A 19,693-nucleotide genomic window follows, 5' to 3' on the forward strand; every position below is an offset into this window, starting at 1 on the left:
GGATTTCCGGTACGGTCGAGGACGTGCGTCCTGCCGACATCGAAGACCTCGTCGCCCCCGGCCGTCCCGCGCTGCGCGGGAACCTGCTGCTCACCGCGCTGAAGAAGCCCGATCTGAAGACGAACGCCGGGCACAGCTCGCTGCGGCGCGTCTCGCTCGACGGCGGCGAGTCCGCGTGGACGCACGGTCCGCGCGACTCGGCGCCGTCGATCTCCCCGGACGGGCGCTGGGTGGCGTTCCTCCGCGCGGGGGAGGGCAAGGGCGCCGACGGCAGCCCGCAGCTGCACGTCATGCCGGCCGACGGCGGTGACGCGCGCCGGCTCACGTCGCTGCACCTCGGTGCCGGCGAGCCGGTGTGGGCGCCGGACTCGCGGCGGATCGCCTTCACCGCGCGCGTGCCTTCGGCCGGGCGGTACGGGACCGAGGACGCCGACGGCGAGACGCCGGAGCCGGCCGCCGAGGCCCCGCGCCGGTTCACGCGCATGGACTACCGGATCGACGACATCGGGTTCCTGCGCGACCGCACGCAGCGGCTGTTCGTCGTCGACGCCCTCACCGAAGACCCGGCGGACCCGGAGCCGCTGACCGGTGACGGGTACGACGTCACCGGCCCGGTGTGGACGCCGGACGGCACCCGCGTCGTCTTCACCGCGCCGCCGGACTGGGGCGCGGCCGAGAGCGACTTCCGCGACGTCTGCGCGATCTCCGCGTCGGGCGGCGAGCCCGAGCTCGTCGTGCGGGGCGAGGGGTACTCGGAGCGCCCGGTGTTCGCCGCCGACGGCACGCTGTTCTACTTCGGACAGTCCTTCGAGGAGCACCACGAAGCCGGGATGACCGGTCTCTACGCGGCGACGCCGGAGTTCGGCGCCGGCCCGGTGAAGGCGCGCCGGCTCACCGACATCGAAACCGTCGACTGCGAGGCCTCGGCGGGCCCGCCGGCGCCGCGCGAGGGCGACGTCCTCGTGGCCGTCCGCAACCGTGGCGCGGTGGAGCTGCGCGCGGTGGCCGTCGACGCCGCGGACGCCCCGCTCGCCGACCTGCCGGTGGTCTACGCGGACCGCACGGCGCTGCGGGCGTTCACGCTGGAGGGCTCGGTGCTGGCGGCGGTGATCGCCACGCCGGACACCGCGGGCGAGGTCGTGCTGCTGCGCGACGGTGGCCCGCAGGTGCTGACGGACTACGCGAAGCCGTTGCGCGACAAGGGAATCCGGCCGATGATCGAGCTGGACACCACGGCGCCGGACGGCTACCCGGTGCACGGCTGGCTGGTGCTGCCGGAGGGCGACGGCCCGCACCCGGTGCTGCGCGTGGTGCACGGCGGCCCGTTCACCCAGCAGGACTGGGCGGTGTTCGACGAGGCGCAGGTGTACGCGTCGGCGGGCTACGCGGTGGTGCTCGGCAACCCGCGCGGGTCGGCGGGCTACGGGCAGACCCACGGCCACGCGATCACGCACGCGTTCGGCACGGTCGACGTCGACGACGTCCTGGCACTGCTGGACAAGGCCCTCGAACGGCCGGACCTGGACGCCTCCCGCGTCGGCATCATGGGCGGCTCGTACGGCGGGTTCATGACGAGCTGGCTGGCGGCCCACCACGGCGAGCGCTTCAAGGCGGCGTGGAGCGAGCGCGCGGTCAACGCGTGGGACTCGATGGTCGGCAGCTCCGACATCGGCTACACGTTCGTCGACGCGTACATCGGCGCCGACCCCGAGGTCCAGCGCGACCGTTCGCCGCTGTCCTACGCCGCGCAGATCAAGATCCCGTTCGTGGTGGCGCATTCGGAGCAGGACTGGCGCTGCCCGCTGGAGCAGGCACAGCGGATGTTCGTGGCCCTGCGGCGCGCGGGCGCACCGGCGGAGTTCGTGCTGTTCCCGGGCGAAGGCCACGAGCTGTCCCGGTCGGGTAGGCCGCGGCACCGGGTGCAGCGCTTCGAAGCGATCCTCGAGTGGTGGGGGCGGCACCTGTAAGTGCGCGGCCTGGTCTGCTTCGACGTCGACGGCACTCTGGCCCCCGGCCCGAGCTCGTGCGCGTGGGTGGCCGCGGTGCTGGGGCACGAGGCCGAGCTCGTCGCGGCCGAAGCGGTGTACGACGCTGGCCTGATGACGAACCAGGAAGCGTCGGTGATCGACGCCCGCGGCTGGGCCGGGCACGCCGAGGCCGAGATCGAGGCCCGGCTGGAGTCCCTGCCGCTGGTCGAGGGGATCGCCGAGACGGTGGCGTGGTGCCACGAGCGCGACCTGCGCCCGATCCTCACGACGCTGGCGTGGACGCCGGTCGGCCGTATGCTCGCCGGGCGGTTCGGGTTCGCCGCGTACTGCGGGCCCGTGCCCTCGGCCGACGGCGGCCGGTACACCGGCGACGTCGCCGAGCACCTCGACGAGTACGGCAAGCGGGACTTCGCGCTGGCCCAGGCGGGCCGGTACGGCGTCACGCGCGATCGGTGTGTCGCGGTCGGGGACGGCCGGTCCGACCTGCCGCTCTTCGCCGCCGTCGGGATGAGCATCGGCTTCAACGCCTCGCCGGCGGCTCGCGCCGTCGCGACCCACGTCGTCGACTCCGGCGACCTGACCGCGATCGTCCCGCTGCTCGAAGCTCAGTTCAGCAGCGTGTAGTTCAGCTCTTCGCAGACCCGGCCGAGCGGGACGTCCAGGCCCGGGTGGTCCAGCGGCAGCAGCACGTCCGGCGCGATCGGCAGCGCCGCGCCCGCCGGCGGGTCCCACAGGCAGATCGCCGGGTCGCCGGAGTCCATCGAGGAGCGGTACCAGAGGCCGTCGAGGTCGCTGAACGCACCGCGGATCGCGCGGGCCCACGACTGCGTCAGTTTCTTCGGCCCGCTCGAGATCTCCTGCGACGCACCCACCCGCGTCGGCCACAGGCTGGTCAGGTCGAGCAGGCGCAGCGTGCGCGTCGGGCGGACGACGACCAGCCGGGGGCCGCGCGTGCGGCGGTCGACCGACGAGCTCGTCTGGAAGACCTCGGCGACCGAGGTGCGCACCGTGAGGCCGAAGTAGAGGACCCCGTTCGCGGGATCGGTGACCGGCGCGCCGCCGCGGCCGGGCGACTGCTGGTCGAACCGGCCGTGCGGGAGCGGGCCGGTGTAGCGGAACGAGTTCCACTGCTGGGGGTGGTTGCCGTGCGCGGTGAAGATCCGTACGAGCCTGGTCGTGGGCTGGACCGTCACCACGTCATTGGCGCGGTTCAGCTGCCGGACCAGGACGGATCGGGCGGGCGGCAGCGGGAGCCGGGCCATGGGTCGGGGGTGGTCCGTCCTTGTCGGTGATCTTGCTCGGGGGTGTCCAGCCTAGAACGGCGAGCCGAGCGTGGCGATGAGGCGGGCGACGTGGTCCGGGTCACCCCCGGAAAGGAGCCATTGGCGCGGGGTCGCCGGGTGCTCGTTGATGACGAGGTCCGCCTGCGGAGTGCTCATGAACGCGGCCACGACGAGCGCGGGCTGGTCTTCGGGCAGGGCTTTGAGCACGACTTCGAGGCCGGGCAGCACCCCCGAGCCGGCGAACTGCCACGCCGGCAGCCGCCAGCCGCCGTCCTTCCAGCCGGTCAGCCTGCCTTCCTTGAGGCGGTGGCGGATCCGGCTGTCGTCGACGCCGAGGGCCCTCGCGGCCTCGTTGACGCTGAGCGCACCCTCGGCGAGGACGGCGTGGGCGGCGACGGTCCGCGCCCGGAAGTCCGGTTCGCCCTCTTGGCGAGGCGAGAGATCGAGGCCGACATCGGTGAGCGCGGCGCGCTGGTCGGCCGAGAAGTAGTGCGAGGGATCCGGATTCGGCGGGGACAGTCTGCGCGCCGCGTCTTCGACGAGCGTGAGGAACTCGTTCGCGTCGACCTTCAGGCCCGCCTTGGCGAGGATGTTCTCCAGCGCTACAGACATGTGGCTCAGGTTAACCCGAAACAGCGCGCGTGTGCGGGTTCGTGCGGTTTCTTGCCCTGACTGTGGGTGAATTCACCAGAGATCGACACTTACCGCACATTACCCAACACGTTGAGTAGGCAACTTCCGGTCAGTCTGACCGCATCGGACGACATTGTCCAGGCTTGACAGTGTGCGTTCCCGGCCTTACGTTCCGTGTGAGTAAACGATTTCCGCTCCGTGCTCACAGGATCCGGCGGGTTCGCGCCGGCCATGGGGGACACAGGGGGTGGGGCGTGCCTGGGGGGCCCGGCACGAGCCGGCCCCCAGGCACGTCGCTCCACCCGCACACAGGCGAGTCGACCTTCCAATCACGCGAGTCGACCCTTCAATCACGCGTGTCGACTCCCCAGTCACGCGTGTCGCCCCCCAGTCGCGCGTGTCGGCCTTCCAGGTACGCGAGTCGGCCTTCCGGGTGCGCGTGTCGTCCGTTTGGGTACGCGAGTCGGCTGTCTGGGTGCGCGAGTCGTCCATCCAGGTACGCGAGTCGGCATTTGCGGCGTGCGAACCGGTGGCCACCCGGGTCAGCGGCGGGAGCTCTTCCGCTCGATCAGCCGGGCTTCGAGCGTCGTGGTCGTCGCGTCGCGGGTGCTGTCGGTGATCCGGGCCAGCAGGAGCTGTGCCGCCACGCGGCCTACCTCGTACGCCGGTTGGGCTACCACCGTCAGCGGGGGGTCGATGAGCGTCGTCCACGGGGCGTCGTCGAACGAGACGATCCCGACGTCGCGCCCCGAACGCAGGCCGCGCGACGACAGCGCCTCCAGCACTCCGATCGCCATCGTGCTGTTCGCGACCAGGAGCGCGTCCGGCGGGGACGGCTCGTCGAGCAGCTCCAGTGCCGCCACCCGGGCGCCCTCGGCGCGGTATTCCGCGCGCCGGGACACGACGTTCGCCTCGCCGACGACGTCGGCGTAGCCCGCCAGGCGGTCGTCGGCGGTGCGGACGCCGGCGGGGCCGGTCAGGCAGCCGACCCGGCGGTAACCGCCCGCCAGCAGGTGGCGCGTGGCTTCGGCGGCCGCGTGGCGCGTGTCGACCAGGACCTGGTCGCCCGCGTCGGCCGGCAGCGGGCGGTCCACCGCCACCAGCGGCGTGCCCTGGCGGCGCAGGCCCTCGACGTTCGTCGACCGGCCGGTGGGCGAGAGCACCACCCCGGCGACCCGTTCCTGCAGCGCGACCTCGATGTAGCGCCGCTCCTTGTCCTCGTTCTCGTCGGAGTTGCAGAGCACGACGGAGTAGCCCGACCGCTGCGCGAGGTCCTCGACGCCGCGCGCGATGGCCGTGAAGAACGGGTTTTCGACGTCGGAGATGATCAGCGCGAGGACGGCGGTCTCCTGACGGCGGAGGTTCCGCGCCAGCCCGTTCGGGTGATACCCGAGCTCGGCGGCGGCCTCCTGGACACGCGCGGCGAGCATCGGGTCCACAGTGGACTTGCCGTTGAGCGCGCGCGACACGGTCGCCGTGGAGACGCCGGCCCTGGCCGCGACGTCGCTGATGGTGGCCACACGCCCTCCCTGATCACTGGTCGAAGGGAGGATAGCGCTCTTGGTAGTCGTTTACCGTCCGCTTACCCTCTCGGGTGAGGACCCACTTCCGGTTGCCCGTACGGGTTACGCCGAACGGAGTCGATCACGCACCGTCTCGTCCACAGTGGAGGGTCCGCGGAAGTAGGCACGCGGGGTCAGCCCGGTCAATGCCCGGCAATCGCGGCTGAGGTGCGCCTGATCGGAGTAACCCGCGGCGGCGGCGAGCGCGGCCAGCCCCGCGACGCACGGAGCCAGCGCGACGGCACGCTGGAAACGGGTGACGCGGAGGTAGGTGGCCGGGCCGTACCCGACGGCTTGGACGAACCGCCGCCGCAGCCGCCGCTCACTCACGGCGAAGGGCTCTTCGACCCGCGCGGCCGCGACATCGGGCGCGGCTCGGGTGGGGTCGGGCCGGTCGAGCAGCGCGGTTCGAGCGACGCTGGCCGGGGCGCCACGCGGGGCGAGGAGCGCTTGGACCTGCGCCGGGTCGACGCCTTGCCGGGCGAGCGCGGCCGCGATCGGTGCCGGGTCGACGCCGCCCCGGGCAAGCACTCCGGCGACCTCCGCCGGACCCCCACCTCCCCGCCCGACCACGGCAGCCGCACCCGCCACCATCGCCGCCGCCTGCGACACCCGCGCCGCCCCCGCGTCCATCTCCGCGATCAACGCCGCCACCGCCGGATCCGCCGGATCCGCCGGATCCGCCGGTGGGACCTCCGGCAACCGCGACGCAACCGCTTGCACCGGCGTCAGATCGCCCGACAACAGCCTCTCCGCCAGCACCTCCCCGGCTCGCCCCCACAGCTCACCCAACGGCACCCGGCGGTCGCGCAGCTCGTCCGCCGCCACGCCGAGGACCGCCGACGCCCGGCCTGGTGTGAACCGCACCCCTCGGAGCTCGGCTCCCGGCCGGGTCACCGAGGACCACGCCGACGTGTCCGGGCCCGCGATGAACACCCCGCCGTCGCCGACCACCAGGTCCAGGCAGCCGTCGGGGACTATCCGCTTCGGTCCCGCCGAAGCCGATCGCCACACGCAGCGCGCCACGCCCGCCAGTGCGCCGGGGGGTGCCGTCTCTTCGTACACACCCCCGATGATGCACCTCGGGTCCGACAAAAACGCGGGCCGGACCCGGGCACCCGATTGGGTGAAAGTTGGACATCTCGCGAACAGCGGCTAACGCGCAGTGAGGTCACGGCGAGATAGAGGTCGACGCACTCGACGGAAGTGCGCGCGACGAGAGAAGACCTCTCCATGGGTGTTCGCACCGACCGTGACCGCCCCGGCCGCGCCAGGGCGGCCGGCAGTGTCGTGGTCGTCCTGGGCGTGCTCGCCGCCGCCGTCGCGGTGACGGCGTTCGTCGTGCCCCGGTCCTCGCGCGGGCCCGCCAAGGCGGAGCCGGTGGTCGCGCCGGTCGTCGTGCCGGCCGCGGTCGCCACCGCGAGCCACTCCGTCGTCTACGAGCTGCTCGGCGCGCACGGCGCCCAGGACGTCACCTACGCCGCCGCGGGCTCGGCGCTGGCCCAGCGGGCCGAGGTGACGACGCCCTGGTCGGCGGAGTTCACCCGCGTCGGCCCGGCCGGGCGCACCGAGTTCTACAGCATCGCCGCCCGCAACCCCGGGCCCGGCGAGCTGCGCTGCCGGATCGTCGTCGACGGGGTCGTCGTCGCCGAGAAGACCGTCGCCGAGCCGGGACGCCAGTTCAGCTGCGCCGTCTAGCAGGGGAAGCTCAGCCCAGCGGCGTGGCCAGGTGCGCCGTGTCGTTGAAGCGCCGGATGATCCAGTTGTCGCCGTGGAGCACCAGGTGCGACACGGACCCGTTGTCGGCACCCAGGAACGCGAACCGCTCGACCGAGCGGCTGGCCTGCGCGAACACCTCGCCGATCACGCCGCCGTGGGTGAACACCGCGACGCGCTGGTCCGGGTGCGCGGCGGCGATCCGGGTGAGCGCGCCGCGCAGCCGGGCGCCGAACCGCTCGTCGGACTCCGCGCCCGGGATGACGTCCCAGCGCTGCTCGGTCCACAGCCGCTCGACGATCGGGTGGCCTTCGGCCGTGTACTTCCGGAAGAGGCCGTTCTCCCAGTCGCCCAGGTGGATCTCGCGCAGGTCCGGCTCGACGACCGGGGTCAGCCCGAGCTTCTCCGCCAGCGGAGCCGCGGTCTCCGCCGTGCGACGCAGCGTCGTCACGTAGATCGCGTCGATCCGCTCGCCGGCCAGCCGGTCGCCGACGCGCCGGGCGTGGTCACGGCCGTCGGGCGCGAGCTCCGGGTCGGCCTGCCCGTCGACCAGCGCGAACGGGTTTTCGCCACGGGCGGGAGCCGACTCGCCGTGGCGCACCAGGAAGATCTCCGTCGCCCCCGGCGGCGGGCTGAAGCGGTGCTGGCGGTATTCGATCTCCTGCTCGGGCGTGCTCATGGCCCCGAGGTTAGCCGAGTTGCTTGTCCACGAAACACCATCGCCACGTCTCGCCCGGCTCGAAGCTCCGCATGACCGGATGCCGGGATTCGTGGAAGTGCCGGGTGGCGTGCCGGCGCGGCGAGGAGTCGCAGCAGGCGACGTTGCCGCACTTCAGGCACATCCGCAGGTGCACCCAGGACGTCCCTTCCTCGACGCAGGCGGCGCACGTGTCCGGCGAGCTGGGTTCCTTCTCGGTCCACTCGTGGGCCAGGTGCTTGCACGAACCGGCCGTCGCGGCCGGCGTGCGCAGTTCGCGGCCTTCGACGTCGGGTTCCGCTTCGTCGCGGTCCAGCATGGACTCTTCGATGTCGAGCCGTTCCAGGACCTTGCGCAGGACGTCGTCGTCGGCGCTGCCGGCGTCGCGGGCCTTCAGGAACTGCTCGCGTTCCACTTCGAGCAGCTGGATCCGCAGGCGGCGGTAGGCGTCGCTGGGCGTCTCGGCGAGGACGCTCTGCCTGCCGAGCTGCTCCCACGCGGAGTCGGAGCGGTTCTGCAGCCGGTCGCGGATGCGCTGGATGATCTCCGGCGGGTCGTCCGGCTGCTGGATCTCCTCGAGCTTCGCCAGCGCCGCGGTGGTCATGTCGTGCAGCACGGACGCCTCCTGCAGCGCGTCCTCCGCAGGGTCCGGCCGCGGCAGGCGCAGCCGCCGGATCAGCGGTGGCAGCGTCATGCCCTGCACGGCGAGCGTGCCGGCCACGACGACGAACGCGGCGAGCACCAGCACGGCCCGCTGCGGGGTGTCGGCCGGCAGCACGAAGGCCGCGGCGAGCGTGACGACCCCGCGCATGCCCGCCCAGGAGATCACCGCCGAGTAGCGCCACGGCCAGATCTTGGCCTTCGCCCGGTTCGGCAGCAGCCGCCGTTCCAGCCGCTTCACGGTGCCGATCCCGATGAGCCACAGCATCCGCGTGAGGATCGTCGCGGCGAGCACCGCCACGCAGATCCAGGTCAGCATGCCCAGCGACAGCCCGGACTCGCCGACTTCGGACAGGATCCGCCGCAGCTGCAGGCCGATCAGCAGGAAGACCATGTTCTCCAGCAGGAACGCGATGGTCTGCCAGTTCAGCCTGCTGGCCAGCCGGGCCGAGCCGGAGAGGATCTTCGGCGCCTTGTGCCCCAGGATGAGCCCGGCGACGACCACGGCGAGCACCCCGGACCCGTGGATCGCCTCGGTCGGGATGTAGGCGATGAACGGCACCGCGAACGACAGCGCGGTGTCCAGCACCGGCTCGTTCAGCCGGGCGCGGATGAACGCGGCCACGAACCCGACGACCAGCCCGAGCACGATCCCGCCGATGGCCGCGCGCAGGAAGTCGGCGCCGACCTGCCAGAAGCTGACCGAGCCGGCGAGCGCGGCGATGGCCGTGCGCAGGGCGACCAGCGCGGCCGCGTCGTTGAACAGGCTTTCGCCCTCGAGCAGCCGGATCAGCTTGCGCGGCATGCCGACCCGGCGGGCGACGACGCTGGCCGCGACGGCGTCCGGCGGGGCGACGATCGCGCCGAGCGCGATCGCCCCGGCCAGCGGGAGCCCGGGGATCACGGCCCAGGCGACCAGCCCGACGCCGAAGGCGGTGAACACGACGAGCCCGACCGACATCAGCCCGATCGCCGAGCGGTTCTTCCGGAAGTCGATCAGCGACGTCTGGATGGCCGCCGAGTACAGCAATGGCGGAAGCAGACCGAGCAGCACGACCTCGGGGTCGAGGTGATATTCGGGCACGCCGGGGACGTACGACGCGCCGACGCCGACGACGATCAGGCACAGCGGGGCGGACCAGTCCAGCCGCCGCGCCACCGCGCTGACGACGAGGACCGTCACGACCAGCGCCACTATCTCTGCCGCTATGTGCACGGGGTAATCATTACCCGCCGCTCGCGGCGCGTGTCACCTGGCCAGCCTCACCCCTTGCGCCCGGCGCGTCGGCCGCCCGGGCTACCGGTGACGCGGAGTGATCGGCCTACGACTTACTTCGAAGAGGTTTCTGCGTCGCCGTTGTCGTCAGACAGTCTCTCGGTCCGGGTGATGGCACGCACGAGTTGCATCACGGCAGCCGCCCGGTCTGCATCGTTGTCCAACATCGTGACCAGCCGCTCCGCTGCCAGATGTTGGGAGAAGGAGAGCGGCTGCTCGAAATATTGACGCATCTGTTGTGAGGACGATTCATACACGCGGAGGAAAGTTCGACTCAAGTACGCAGTCAAGGCGCCGCCAACGAGACCGATAGCTCCGGCCGCAAGAGCGCCGCCCAGCGACGCAGAGATGGCGGCAAAGACAACCGTCATCAGCAGTACGCCAAAGCCGACCATAGTGGCGCGCTGACTGCTAAGATAGCTCTTCTCGGCTTGTCCGGTTGCGACCGAATGATAGAAGTCGAGTCGCTTCTGCGTCTGCTTCCAGAGTAGCTCGAGCGAGAGGTCGTTGGTGTCTTTCTCGGAAGATTCTAGGTCGGCTTTCGCGCGCTCGACAGCAAGTCGGTCCTTGAAGTAGGTCATGGCTGACCGCCGGGTGGACCGATGCTGTGTGTTGACGAGAAAAAGGCCGGCGGCGGCGAGGATGCTTACGGTCTTTCGCGTCTCATCCTGCACGGCCGGCGAAGCCGACCAGTAGAATCCTCCAGTACCTTGGAATATTGGGTATGCTATCCACAGGATCGCTAAGCCTATTATCAAAGCAACTAGGAGGTAGCGCGTCGTCATTTTTGCGTCCCGCAGCTCCTTGGACTGCTTCCAGAGGAGCCGCTCTTCAGGAGGCAACTTCGGAGATGTCGGCTCGACGCCGAGCAGCGTTCCTAGCAAGCTTGACATTCTCAAGAGATCGGCGATCCCTGTTGCGGCGTTACATTTTGGTTGGTTACTGGCAGATGGATGCGCCGCTTCATTACCCGCCGCTCGCGGCGCGTGTCACCTGGCCAGCTCGGGGAGCGCTTCGGCGACCAGCTGGGTGTCCAGGTACTCGGTGATCTCGCGGATCTTGCCGCCTTCGAGCCGGAAGACGAAGCAGTACCGGTTGTCGTAGCGTCCGCCGGCCTTCGTGGCGACGCTGCCCCGCGTCTCGACCACCACGACGTCGTCCTCGGCGACGAACCGGCTCGCGGTGCTGGTGTAGGTGCCGTCGAACTGCGCGCCGAGCGGGGCGAGCAGGTCGCGGCGGACCGAGTCCTTGCCGCGGAAGCGGCCGGACCAGCTGTTGTGGCCGCTGACCGTCCACGTGACGTCGTCGGCCATGGCGGCGATCAGGGGCCGGATGTCGCCGGTGCCCCAGGCGTCGAACGCCGTCTTCAGGAGCTGCTTGTTTTCGGACGCGCTCATGGTTCCCTCCCAGTGTGTGTGGCCCAGTCAACACGCTGGAGCGCACTTCAGGGCAAGCTCCTAGGCTGGGTCCGTGACGACGGTGGAGATCACGACGGGCGCCCTGCGCGGGTCCGAGCAGGACGGCGTCCGGACGTACCTCGGCGTGCCGTACGCGCAACCGCCGGTGGGGGAGCTGCGGTTCTGCGCGCCCCGCCCGGCGCCACGCTGGGCCGGGGAGCGCGACGCGACGAAGTGGGCCGCCCGGGCGCCGCAGCCCGAGCTGACCGGGCGGGGCTTCACCGGCGACGAGGACTGCCTCTACCTGAACGTCCACGCGCCGTCGGAACCCGGCTCGTACGCCGTGCTCGTGTGGATCCACGGCGGCGGTGGCGTGATGGGCGCGCCGCACCAGTTCGACGGGTCCGCGTTCGCGCGGCGGGGTGTCGTCGTCGTGACCGTCGGCTACCGGCTCGGGGTGCTCGGCATGCTGCATCTGCCCGGCGTCGCCGACTCGAACCTTTCGCTGCGTGACCAGGTCGCCGCGCTGGAGTGGGTCCGGGACAACGTCGACGCGTTCGGCGGCGACCCGGACCGCGTGACGCTCGCCGGGCAGTCCAACGGCGGCCGCACCGTCGGGACGCTGCTGGCCGTGCCCGCCACGCGCGGCCTGGTCCGGCAGGCGATAGTGCAGAGCGGCACCGGCGTCGGCTCGGTCGTGCACACCCCCGCCGAGGGCGCGGCGATCGCTTCGGCCGTTTTGTTCGAACTGGACGCGGCGCCGGACGAACTCGCCACCCTGCCCGTGAAGCGGATTCTCGAAGCGCAGCAACGGGTTTCGGCGGCCTCCGGGACCAAGGTGACCTACCGCGTGGTCGTCGACGGCGACTTGCTGCCCGAACGCCCGATCGACGGCGTCCGCGACGTCCCGTTGCTCATCGGCACGACGGCCGACGAGGAAGACCTGTTCAGCTGGCTGCAGTCGGGCGGCGCGAAGCTCCTGGGCGTCGGCTCGACGGTGCTGGACGCCGCCGAGATCGAGAAGGCCGTCGCGGCGTACGGCGAACTGCTCGACTGGCCCGAAGGCCAGGTCCGCAACCGCGCCCTGACCGCGGGGGACTGGTGGATCCCGGCGATCCGCTTCGCCGAGAAGCAGCCGGACGCGTGGATGTACCGGCTGGACTGGCGGATCGCGCCGCGCGGGAAGGGGCTCGGCGCGCCGCACGGCCTCGACCTGCCGCTGGTGTTCGACGACATCCGCAACAAGAACTGGCGGTTCCTCTTCGCCGGCCGGACGTTCCCGGCCGAGCGGATGCAGGCGATGGCGACCGAGATGTGCGACGCGTGGGTCCGGTTCATCGCGGCCGGCGACCCGGGCTGGCCGCGCTACACCCGCGAAGACCGCGTCACGCGCCTCTTCGACGACGTCTCCACGACGGTGTCCGATCCGGACCGCGAGCAGCGCCTGCTCTGGGACTGAGCCGGGGCGGCACGACACCGCCCCGGCTCGGACCTAGACGGTGATCTTGTCGACGTTCGGGCCGCCGTTGGCGGTCGTCGCGGTCGCCTTGATCTTGTTCGTCCCGGCGGTCAGCGTCACGGGAATCGTGACCGTCTGCCAGGTGTCCCAGTTCCCCGTGCCGCCGAACGCCACCGCGGACGCCACCTTGGTGCCGTTCACCGTGATGTCCATCGGCCGGTTCACCGTGGTGCCGTTGGCGAACCGCAGGACGACGTTCGCCGAGCCGGCGGCGGCCGCGTTGACCGAGAACTCCACCGCGCTGCCGGTCGCGTTGTCGTAGTTGACGAACCCGGTGCCGGTGAACCCGGCGTGGTTCGACTCCACGACGCCGCTGGTGATCGTGGCGTTCTCGGCCTGGTAGTCGACCGGGTCGCCCGGGCCGGGATCGACCGTGCCGTCCGCCGGGATCGTCTTCGTCCCGGTGTTCCAGCCCGCGACCCGCACGGACGGCTTGGCGCCCTTGAGGTCCGCGGTCCGGTAGGTCGCGGTCAGCGTGGTCGACTCGCCGGGCCAGAGGGTGACCTGGTTGTCGGTCCACCGCACCGGCAGCACCGGTGCGTTCGCCGCGCCGAGGACGTGCGCGTCGACGAAGAACGCCGGCACCTTGTTCGACGAGCCGTTCGTCAGCGTCACCTTGGTCGTCGTGGTGCCGTCACCGTTGGTGGTCGACGTCGCGGTCGACCCCAGCGACACCTGGGCCAGGCCGTTCAGCCCGGACAGGTCCGCGTAGGCCGACTGCGGCGTGTAGTACCAGTCGCTGGCGTCCCAGTTCAGCGTGTCGGCCTTGGTGGACAGCCAGTAGACGTTGCGGCTGACCTCCTTGCCCGACGAGTCGCTCAGGACCAGCTTCGCCAGGTACGTCGTCGACAGGCCACTCACCGAACCGATGGTCAGCGCGGTGGTCTTCGCGCCGTCGCCGCCGACCGATACGGCCTTCGACTGGTTGAACTTCTCCGTGCCGTCGAGGTTGTACAGCTTGACGGACGCGGTGAGGTTCGACGCCGCGTCGTGGTTGTGGTTGACCACCACAACGGACTTGGTGTCGTACGAGTACTGGATGTGCAGCGGCTCGTTCGCCTTCTTGGCCCCGAAGTAGGAGCCGTTCTGGTCGAGGTAGGCGTCGAACAGCTGCCAGTGCAGCGACGTCCAGCCGCTGTTGAGCATCCAGTAGATGATCCCGGTGGCCGGGTTCGAGCTGTCGCTGAAGTTGCGCGAGTGCGACTCGAACTCGGCGCGGACGTTCTCGTACTGCGCCAGCTGCGCCTTCCGGACGAAGTCGTCGAGGCTCGCCGGCTTGCCGTAGCGGCTGGTCAGCGCGTCGCCGAAGAGCTTCAGGTTGGCGAACGTGGAAGACGACGACCGGTGGTACTGCGCGGTCGACGGGCTCTTCCACATCGTGTCCAGCTCGCTCGAGGACATCATCCGCTTGAGCGTGTCCATCGTCGGGATGTCCGGCCCGGCGCTGGTCTCGGAGTTGAAGCTCCACGCGCCGCCGAGGTCGGTGTGCGCCTTGTCGTACCAGTAGTTCGGCGGGACGTAGTCGTACGGCCCGTTCATCTTCATGCCGGACGACCCGAGCTGCGGCGACGACTTCGCCGACGCGGCCGGGACCACCGGGGTGGGCCAGTCCGCGGCGGACAGCGCGTCGAGGTAGTTCTTCTCGATCGTCGCGTCGGGCGCGAAGTCGCTGCCGATCAGGAACGAGATGACGCTCGGGTGGTCGCGCAGGCGCTCGGCCTCCGCGGTCATCGACGCCTTCGCGACGGGGTAGTCCGCGGCCGTCCACGGGTCACCCTTCTCGTCGCCGTTGACCTGGCCTTCCCACTTGTCGCAGCACTCCCAGCCGGGCAGCGTGAGCACGCCCATCCGGTCGGCGAGGTCGAAGAACTCGTCCGGCTCGATGTGCCCTTCCAGGCGCACGGTGTTGAGCCCGAGGTCCTTGACGTAGGCGAGCTTGTCCGCCGCGTACTGCTCGTTCCAGCGCAGGAACAGGTCCGGCGAGTAGCCGCCGCCCTTGATCAGCAGCGGGCGCCCGTTGATCGTGTACGACCGGCCGCCGCTGGAGTTCTTGTTCGCCGTCACCTGGCGCACGCCGAAGCTCTCGTGGGAGGAGTCCGACGCCGCGCCGCCGACGTTCGCCGTCAGGTCGAGGTCGTAGAGCGGCTGCCCGCCCATCCCGGCCGGCCACCAGACCTGCGGGTTGTCGATCCCGGTCACCGGGAACGTGACGGTCTTCTTCTCCTTGGCCGCCAGGGAAACGGTCTGGCTGATCGGTTTCCCGGCGACCGTGCCGGACACCGTCGTGGAGACCGCGGCCGCCGAGTCGTTGCGGACGTCGGCCTTCACCGTGAGGTCGGCGTGGCTGGTCCCGGTCAGCTTCGTGACGACGTGACCACCGCGCAGCGCCACCGGGCCGCTGCGCCGGACGAGGACGTCCCGCACGATGCCCATGTTCTGGTCCGGCGGGGTCTGCGCCCAGTCGATCCAGCCCATCGACAGGTCCTTGTTCGGGTCGTTCGGGTAGACCTTGAACGCGATGCTGTTCGTCCCGGCCTTCACGAGCGCGGTGATGTCCAGGTCGTGGCGGGTGTAGGCGCCGGTGACCTGGGTCTTGTCCGCGATCCGCGTCCCGTTGACCCAGACGTCGGCCTTGGACAGCACGCCGCTGAAGTCGAGGTAGGTGCGCTGGGTGGTGTCGGTGACCGTGAGGTCGGTGCGGTACCACCAGGGGACCTTGAAGTCCGCGGTCGGCACGTTCTTCATGTTCGTCGAGTAGAAGGGGTCGGCGTACTTGCCGTTGGCCAGCAGGCCGGCGTAGACGGTCGACCGGGGGCCGACGGGGTACCAGCCGGCGGTGTTGAAGCCGGGCTTCGACACCGCCGAGTCGTCGCTGACCTGCGCCGACGTCTGGATCAGGAAGCCGGGGACGGCGGTGGCCGGGCCCGTCGCCTGCACCCGCACCTGTTCTTGTCCGGTCGCCGCGGGAACGGTCGCCCCGCTCACGGCGACGGCGAGCACCGCCGCCGCCACGAGGGTCCGGGTTCTTCTCAGCCGATAGCTCACTAGCGCGCCTCCTAGGCACCGCGGCGGCGTGGGGGACAGCGGACCATCGTTAGGGAACTTTCCTAACAATTGCGGACGATCGTAGCGGTCCGGTCACCCGGAGAACAGGGGCGAATCGGTCAGACCCGCGTCGCCCGCCACACCGCCGCGGCGCGCAGTGCCAGCAGGAGCGGCAGCGAACCGTCCTCCCAGATCCGCTGCGGAAGTGCTTCGCTGAGCGGGACACCATCGGCCAGCGCGGCCCCGATGGCCGCGAGGTCGACGTCGAAGAGCGTCAGCCCGGCGCTGTAGAGGCGTTCGCCGCTGACCGGGCGGCGCGCGGCGATCTCGGTGCTGTCGACCGCCAGCTCGGTCACGCCGAAGAACTCGGGCTTGGCACCGCGTTCCATCCAGCGCGCGAACCCGACCAGCTTGGTCTCGCGGACGTCGTCGGGCTTGAGGCCGCTCTCCTCGCGGAGTTCACGTTCCATCCCGGCGCAAACGGCGGTGTGGAGCGACCGGCGCGAGCCGCCGTCCGCCGTGCGCAGGTCCCGCGGCTCGAGCGAGCCGCTGCCCGACGGCGCGAGCAGCAGCCCGCTCACGGCGTTCAGCGACGACTGCCGGACGGTGACGAGCTTGCCGTCGGTGGTGAACGCGACGGTGGAGACGCCGACGAGGTCGGCCAGCGTGCTGCTGCCGAGCTCGCGGAGCGCGCCGTCGGTGTCAGTCAGTTCGGCCTTGCGGAGGTCGTACTCCTCGCCGGTGTCGGCGCGGGTGATGCGGAGCGTGCCGAGCTCGTTGGAGCAGACGGCGTCGAAGAACCGGGCCCGGTGCAGCCGGATCGGCGCGGGCCGCGCGCCGGCGGCGGGCAGCGGGTCGCCGCGCATGCCGACGATCGGGCCGTTGAAGAGCAGCCGCCCGCGCGCCCGCAGCGGCAGCACGTGCGGCGCGGTGGCTTTGAGCGCGGGAGGCAGCCGGTACGGCTCCTCGGCGACGGTGATCGTGTGCCGCTCGGTCCGGAGGTCCCGGTCGATCGCGGCGCTGACCAGCGCGGTCCCGCGAGCGGGCACGGCGAGGTACTCCGACGCCGGATACGCCGACGGCGGCGGCAGCTCGGCGGTCGGGAAGGGAGCGGCGATGGTGGTGAAGGCGAACCCGGCCCAGCGGCGGCGCAGCAACCGGACGTCCCGGGTGAAGGTGGCGACCCCGAGCCCGAGCGCGACGACGGAGAGCACGACCCCGACGGCGCTCGGCAGGAGGGTGACGACCCCGAGCACAACACCCAGCCCGGAGGCGGCGAGCGGCCACTCCCGGGCGCCGATGAAGCCGAAGTAGTCGGCTTTGGCCCGGGCGCGGCGCGTCAGTTTTCCCATCGCAGCACTGTTTAGCACGGCGTCGGGGCCCGTTACGCGGTTATTCCGAGATCGGCTTTGAAGAGGGCGATCACCGCGAGCCGCCGGGTGTCGACCGCGGCGACGGTCGCCTCTTCGACGCCGTCGCCCGCGGCTATCTTCGTGTGCACCTCGATCACCGTGTTCGCGAGATCCCGCGCCGATCCGGAGACCTCGGCCCCGGCCAGCACCTCGATCTCGGCGGTGGCGGCGTGCAACCGGGCGTCTTCGCCGTGGCTGCGCTCGCCGGCCATCGCCTGGCCGTAGCTCGCGCTGATCGAGCGCAGGTACTCGGCGTAGATGGCCTGCTTCAGCTTCCCGAGCGCGTCTTCGCGCTGCCACCGGCGGCTGCGCGACGCCTGCAGCAGCTGGAGGAAGCCGCCGACGAGCACGCCGAGCAGTGCGCCGCCCACGCCGACGAGTGCGGTGCCCATCAGGCTTCCGCGTCGAGGTAGACCCACTGGCCGTCGGCGCGGCGGAAGCGGCTGTTCTCCTCCATGAACCCGTCGCGGCCGTGGTCGCGGTAGTGCGCGCGGAACTCGACCGTGCCTTCGGTGTGCAGCAGCCCGCCGCCCGTCCGGCCGAGGATCTCCAGCCGCGTCCACTCCTGGCCGGCGTCGAGGCTCAGCCGGCGCGGGCGGGTGTCCGGGTGCCAGGTGCGCAGCAGGTACGCGGTGTCCCCGACGGCGAAGGCGCTGAACCGTGACCGCATGAGCAGTTCGGCGGTCGGCGCCGCGAGAGCGCCGTCGTGGAACCGGCCGCAGCAGGCGGCGTAGGACTCGGCGAGGCCGCACGGGCACGAAGCGGGAGTCATGGGGAAAGCATCCCACGGCGGCCACGACCGTCTACTGAGGACTATTCCGCGTTGACCGGCTTCCCGGTCTCCCGCGCTTCCTGCGCCCCGCGCACCGCGAGCCGGTCGGCGCGCTCGTTCTCCGGGTGTCCCGCGTGGCCCTTCACCCACAGCCACTCGACCTCGTGGGCGCCGGCCGCCGCGTCCAGGCGCTGCCACAGGTCCGCGTTCTTCACCGGCTCGCGCGCCGCCGTCTGCCAGCCGTTGCTCTTCCAGCGGGGCAGCCACTGCATGATCCCGTTGCGCACGTACGTGCTGTCGGTGTACACGCGGACCTGCGACGGCCGGGTCAGGGTCTCCAGCGCCCGGATCGGCGCCGTCAGCTCCATCCGGTTGTTCGTCGTCGGGGTCGCTTCGCCGCCGTATAGCTCGCGCTCGTGCTTGCCGTAGCGGAGCACCGCGCCCCAGCCGCCCGGTCCCGGGTTCCCGCTGCACGCGCCGTCGGTGAAGATCTCCACGTCCACGCGGCGACCCTACCGGTCCCGGCTCTCGCCCCGGCCCGCCACGCCGCGTTACTGATCCGACCGAAAGTAGGCCGGCCCTCGAGCGGTACGTGCGATTGCCACGAAAGCCATCCGGCTGTGACTGTGGTCGGATCAGTAACGAACGGCACAGTACGGTGGAGATCCGGAGGGGAGCCATGAGCGGGCACGACGACAAGGCCGAGGGAGCGCTCCTGGCCTATCTCGCCGACGCCGATCGCGACTACCTGCTCGCCAGGGGCACCCGCCGCCGGTTCCGCGCGAACGACGTCGTGCTCATGGAAGGCGACCCGTCCGACCACGTCCACGTGCTGGTCGCCGGCTGGGTGCGCGTCTCCACGATCGTCGAGGACGGCCGCGAGGTGCTCTTCGGCCTGCGCGGGCCCGGCGAGGTGCTCGGCGACCTCGCCGCCGTGACCGGACTGCCGCGGTCGGCGTCGGTGCGCGCGATCGAACCCTGCACCGTCTTCCAGCTGACCGGCGCGGAGTTCGTCGACGTCCTGCACGCCCGGCCGGAGATCGCCATCGCGACGATCAAGACCGTCGCGGCCCGGCTCCGCAGCGCCGAGTCGGCCCGGGTCGACGCCGCGGCCTTCGACGTCAGCCGCCGCGTCGCCGTGGTCCTGGTCCGGCTGGCCGAGGAACACGGCCGGCGCGTCCCCGGGGGCGTGCTCATCGAGGGCTCGCAGGAGGACATCGGCGCGCAGATCGGGGCGGCCCGGCGTACCGTCGCCCGGGCGTTGCGCATGCTGCGGGAGCGGGGGATCGTCGAAACCGGCCGCCGCCGGATCGTCATCCGCGAGCTGCGCGTCCTGCGGGCCTTCGCCCGTTCTGAGCCAAACGGCACACAACGCCCGTGACAGCAGACCTCTGAGCGGACCCCACCCAGGCGCGATCCTGGGTTCCGGCCGGAAAAGAATCAGATGCCGACCGGCCGGATTCCCTTTCGAAGCGAGCTCGGGGAACGCTTTGCCGTGAAATCCGCAACGGATCTTCGCCGCCGCGCCGGCGTCACACGGCGATTCCTCGTTCCCCGTCTCGGCCTGGGCGCAGCGATGAGGAGGTGTGTGTGATGGAGAGCCACTCGATCTGGGCGCTGATCTTCGGCGCGAACTGACCCGCGGCGCCCGGTCGGCCGGCTCGTGGGGGGCCGGCCGACCGGGTATTTCCGGAAATGCGGGTGTCCGCGATCTGTCACCCGTCGCGCGGAAC

At 71.2% G+C, this 19,693-nt stretch carries 18 protein-coding genes; 5 read left to right on the forward strand and 13 right to left on the reverse strand.

Annotation, left to right across the window (positions count from 1 at the left end; all coding sequences use genetic code 11):
• The first annotated feature begins 23 nt into the window (after positions 1 to 23).
• Both ACZ7PG_RS50670 and ACZ7PG_RS50675 read left to right on the forward strand, forming a co-directional pair.
• Positions 24 to 1,967 carry a S9 family peptidase gene (locus ACZ7PG_RS50670; RefSeq protein ID WP_470246410.1) on the forward strand — a complete coding sequence of 648 codons (1,944 nt, stop codon included), beginning with the start codon at positions 24 to 26 and terminating at the stop codon, positions 1,965 to 1,967.
• Positions 1,968 to 2,612 carry an HAD family hydrolase gene (locus ACZ7PG_RS50675; RefSeq protein WP_470246411.1) on the forward strand — a complete coding sequence of 215 codons (645 nt, stop codon included), beginning with the start codon at positions 1,968 to 1,970 and terminating at the stop codon, positions 2,610 to 2,612.
• On the opposite strand, the gene ACZ7PG_RS50680 is transcribed toward ACZ7PG_RS50675, so the two are convergent.
• The 4 genes from ACZ7PG_RS50680 to ACZ7PG_RS50695 form a co-directional block, all read right to left on the reverse strand.
• Positions 2,594 to 3,250, reverse strand: a complete 657-nt coding sequence (locus ACZ7PG_RS50680) for an RES family NAD+ phosphorylase (RefSeq protein ID WP_470246412.1) — start codon at positions 3,248 to 3,250, stop codon at positions 2,594 to 2,596. The two genes, ACZ7PG_RS50675 and ACZ7PG_RS50680, sit on opposite strands and share 19 nt — an antisense overlap.
• 51 nt (positions 3,251 to 3,301) lie before the next feature.
• Complete coding sequence (locus ACZ7PG_RS50685; RefSeq protein ID WP_470246413.1) at positions 3,302 to 3,883, reverse strand: MerR family transcriptional regulator; 582 nt, start codon at positions 3,881 to 3,883, stop codon at positions 3,302 to 3,304.
• 563 nt (positions 3,884 to 4,446) lie between these two features.
• The gene (locus tag ACZ7PG_RS50690) at positions 4,447 to 5,424 is read right to left on the reverse strand and encodes a LacI family DNA-binding transcriptional regulator (protein ID WP_470246414.1); all 978 of its coding nucleotides are present in this window, start codon (positions 5,422 to 5,424) and stop codon (positions 4,447 to 4,449) included.
• 105 nt (positions 5,425 to 5,529) lie between these two features.
• Positions 5,530 to 6,531 carry a helix-turn-helix domain-containing protein gene (locus tag ACZ7PG_RS50695; RefSeq protein WP_470246415.1) on the reverse strand — a complete coding sequence of 334 codons (1,002 nt, stop codon included), beginning with the start codon at positions 6,529 to 6,531 and terminating at the stop codon, positions 5,530 to 5,532.
• Positions 6,532 to 6,699: 168 nt separating this feature from the next.
• On the opposite strand from ACZ7PG_RS50695, the gene ACZ7PG_RS50700 reads away from it, so the two are divergent.
• Positions 6,700 to 7,164 carry an MmpS family transport accessory protein gene (locus ACZ7PG_RS50700; RefSeq protein WP_470246416.1) on the forward strand — a complete coding sequence of 155 codons (465 nt, stop codon included), beginning with the start codon at positions 6,700 to 6,702 and terminating at the stop codon, positions 7,162 to 7,164.
• A gap of 10 nt (positions 7,165 to 7,174) precedes the next feature.
• Here ACZ7PG_RS50700 and ACZ7PG_RS50705 read toward each other — a convergent pair whose 3' ends face one another.
• The 4 genes from ACZ7PG_RS50705 to ACZ7PG_RS50720 all read right to left on the reverse strand — a co-directional run bounded on the left by ACZ7PG_RS50705 (position 7,175) and on the right by ACZ7PG_RS50720 (position 11,212).
• Positions 7,175 to 7,861: a histidine phosphatase family protein gene (locus ACZ7PG_RS50705; RefSeq protein WP_470246417.1), complete on the reverse strand. Its 687-nt coding sequence runs from the start codon at positions 7,859 to 7,861 to the stop codon at positions 7,175 to 7,177.
• 10 nt (positions 7,862 to 7,871) lie between these two features.
• Positions 7,872 to 9,755, reverse strand: coding sequence for a Na+/H+ antiporter (locus ACZ7PG_RS50710; protein ID WP_470246418.1), 1,884 nt, complete (start codon positions 9,753 to 9,755; stop codon positions 7,872 to 7,874).
• 113 nt (positions 9,756 to 9,868) lie between these two features.
• The gene (locus ACZ7PG_RS50715) at positions 9,869 to 10,699 is read right to left on the reverse strand and encodes a TRADD-N-associated membrane domain-containing protein (RefSeq protein WP_470246419.1); all 831 of its coding nucleotides are present in this window, start codon (positions 10,697 to 10,699) and stop codon (positions 9,869 to 9,871) included.
• Positions 10,700 to 10,804: 105 nt separating this feature from the next.
• Positions 10,805 to 11,212: a nuclear transport factor 2 family protein gene (locus ACZ7PG_RS50720; RefSeq protein WP_470246420.1), complete on the reverse strand. Its 408-nt coding sequence runs from the start codon at positions 11,210 to 11,212 to the stop codon at positions 10,805 to 10,807.
• Positions 11,213 to 11,285: 73 nt separating this feature from the next.
• Between ACZ7PG_RS50720 and ACZ7PG_RS50725 the strand changes: the two genes are divergently transcribed.
• Entirely contained in the window at positions 11,286 to 12,671 is a 1,386-nt protein-coding gene (locus ACZ7PG_RS50725) for a carboxylesterase/lipase family protein (RefSeq protein ID WP_470246421.1), read from the forward strand.
• 33 nt (positions 12,672 to 12,704) lie between these two features.
• Here ACZ7PG_RS50725 and ACZ7PG_RS50730 read toward each other — a convergent pair whose 3' ends face one another.
• The 5 genes from ACZ7PG_RS50730 to rnhA form a co-directional block, all read right to left on the reverse strand.
• Positions 12,705 to 15,776: a glycosyl hydrolase 2 galactose-binding domain-containing protein gene (locus ACZ7PG_RS50730; protein WP_470246422.1), complete on the reverse strand. Its 3,072-nt coding sequence runs from the start codon at positions 15,774 to 15,776 to the stop codon at positions 12,705 to 12,707.
• Positions 15,777 to 15,895: 119 nt separating this feature from the next.
• Complete coding sequence (locus tag ACZ7PG_RS50735; protein ID WP_470246423.1) at positions 15,896 to 17,128, reverse strand: hypothetical protein; 1,233 nt, start codon at positions 17,126 to 17,128, stop codon at positions 15,896 to 15,898.
• A gap of 32 nt (positions 17,129 to 17,160) precedes the next feature.
• Positions 17,161 to 17,580 carry a hypothetical protein gene (locus ACZ7PG_RS50740; RefSeq protein WP_470246424.1) on the reverse strand — a complete coding sequence of 140 codons (420 nt, stop codon included), beginning with the start codon at positions 17,578 to 17,580 and terminating at the stop codon, positions 17,161 to 17,163.
• Complete coding sequence (locus ACZ7PG_RS50745) at positions 17,580 to 17,960, reverse strand: YchJ family protein (RefSeq protein WP_470246425.1); 381 nt, start codon at positions 17,958 to 17,960, stop codon at positions 17,580 to 17,582. The genes ACZ7PG_RS50740 and ACZ7PG_RS50745 overlap by 1 nt, the downstream gene beginning before the upstream one ends.
• 41 nt (positions 17,961 to 18,001) lie before the next feature.
• Positions 18,002 to 18,463, reverse strand: a complete 462-nt coding sequence (gene rnhA / locus ACZ7PG_RS50750; RefSeq protein ID WP_470246426.1) for a ribonuclease HI — start codon at positions 18,461 to 18,463, stop codon at positions 18,002 to 18,004.
• A 176-nt stretch (positions 18,464 to 18,639) separates the two neighbouring features.
• On the opposite strand from rnhA, the gene ACZ7PG_RS50755 reads away from it, so the two are divergent.
• Complete coding sequence (locus tag ACZ7PG_RS50755; RefSeq protein WP_470246427.1) at positions 18,640 to 19,341, forward strand: Crp/Fnr family transcriptional regulator; 702 nt, start codon at positions 18,640 to 18,642, stop codon at positions 19,339 to 19,341.
• The last annotated feature ends 352 nt before the right edge of the window (positions 19,342 to 19,693 follow it).

Source organism: Amycolatopsis sp. NPDC114504 (assembly GCF_055633595.1).

Bases quoted from the DNA above. Each gene is read 5' to 3' on its own strand.
- ACZ7PG_RS50680 (WP_470246412.1), bottom strand. From the start codon at position 3,250: ATGGCCCGGCTCCCGCTGCCGCCCGCCCGATCCGTCCTGGTCCGGCAG.
- ACZ7PG_RS50685 (WP_470246413.1), bottom strand. From the start codon at position 3,883: ATGTCTGTAGCGCTGGAGAACATCCTCGCCAAGGCGGGCCTGAAGGTC.
- ACZ7PG_RS50700 (WP_470246416.1), top strand. From the start codon at position 6,700: ATGGGTGTTCGCACCGACCGTGACCGCCCCGGCCGCGCCAGGGCGGCC.
- ACZ7PG_RS50705 (WP_470246417.1), bottom strand. From the start codon at position 7,861: ATGAGCACGCCCGAGCAGGAGATCGAATACCGCCAGCACCGCTTCAGC.
- ACZ7PG_RS50720 (WP_470246420.1), bottom strand. From the start codon at position 11,212: ATGAGCGCGTCCGAAAACAAGCAGCTCCTGAAGACGGCGTTCGACGCC.
- ACZ7PG_RS50735 (WP_470246423.1), bottom strand. From the start codon at position 17,128: ATGGGAAAACTGACGCGCCGCGCCCGGGCCAAAGCCGACTACTTCGGC.
- ACZ7PG_RS50740 (WP_470246424.1), bottom strand. From the start codon at position 17,580: ATGGGCACCGCACTCGTCGGCGTGGGCGGCGCACTGCTCGGCGTGCTC.
- ACZ7PG_RS50745 (WP_470246425.1), bottom strand. From the start codon at position 17,960: ATGACTCCCGCTTCGTGCCCGTGCGGCCTCGCCGAGTCCTACGCCGCC.
- ACZ7PG_RS50755 (WP_470246427.1), top strand. From the start codon at position 18,640: ATGAGCGGGCACGACGACAAGGCCGAGGGAGCGCTCCTGGCCTATCTC.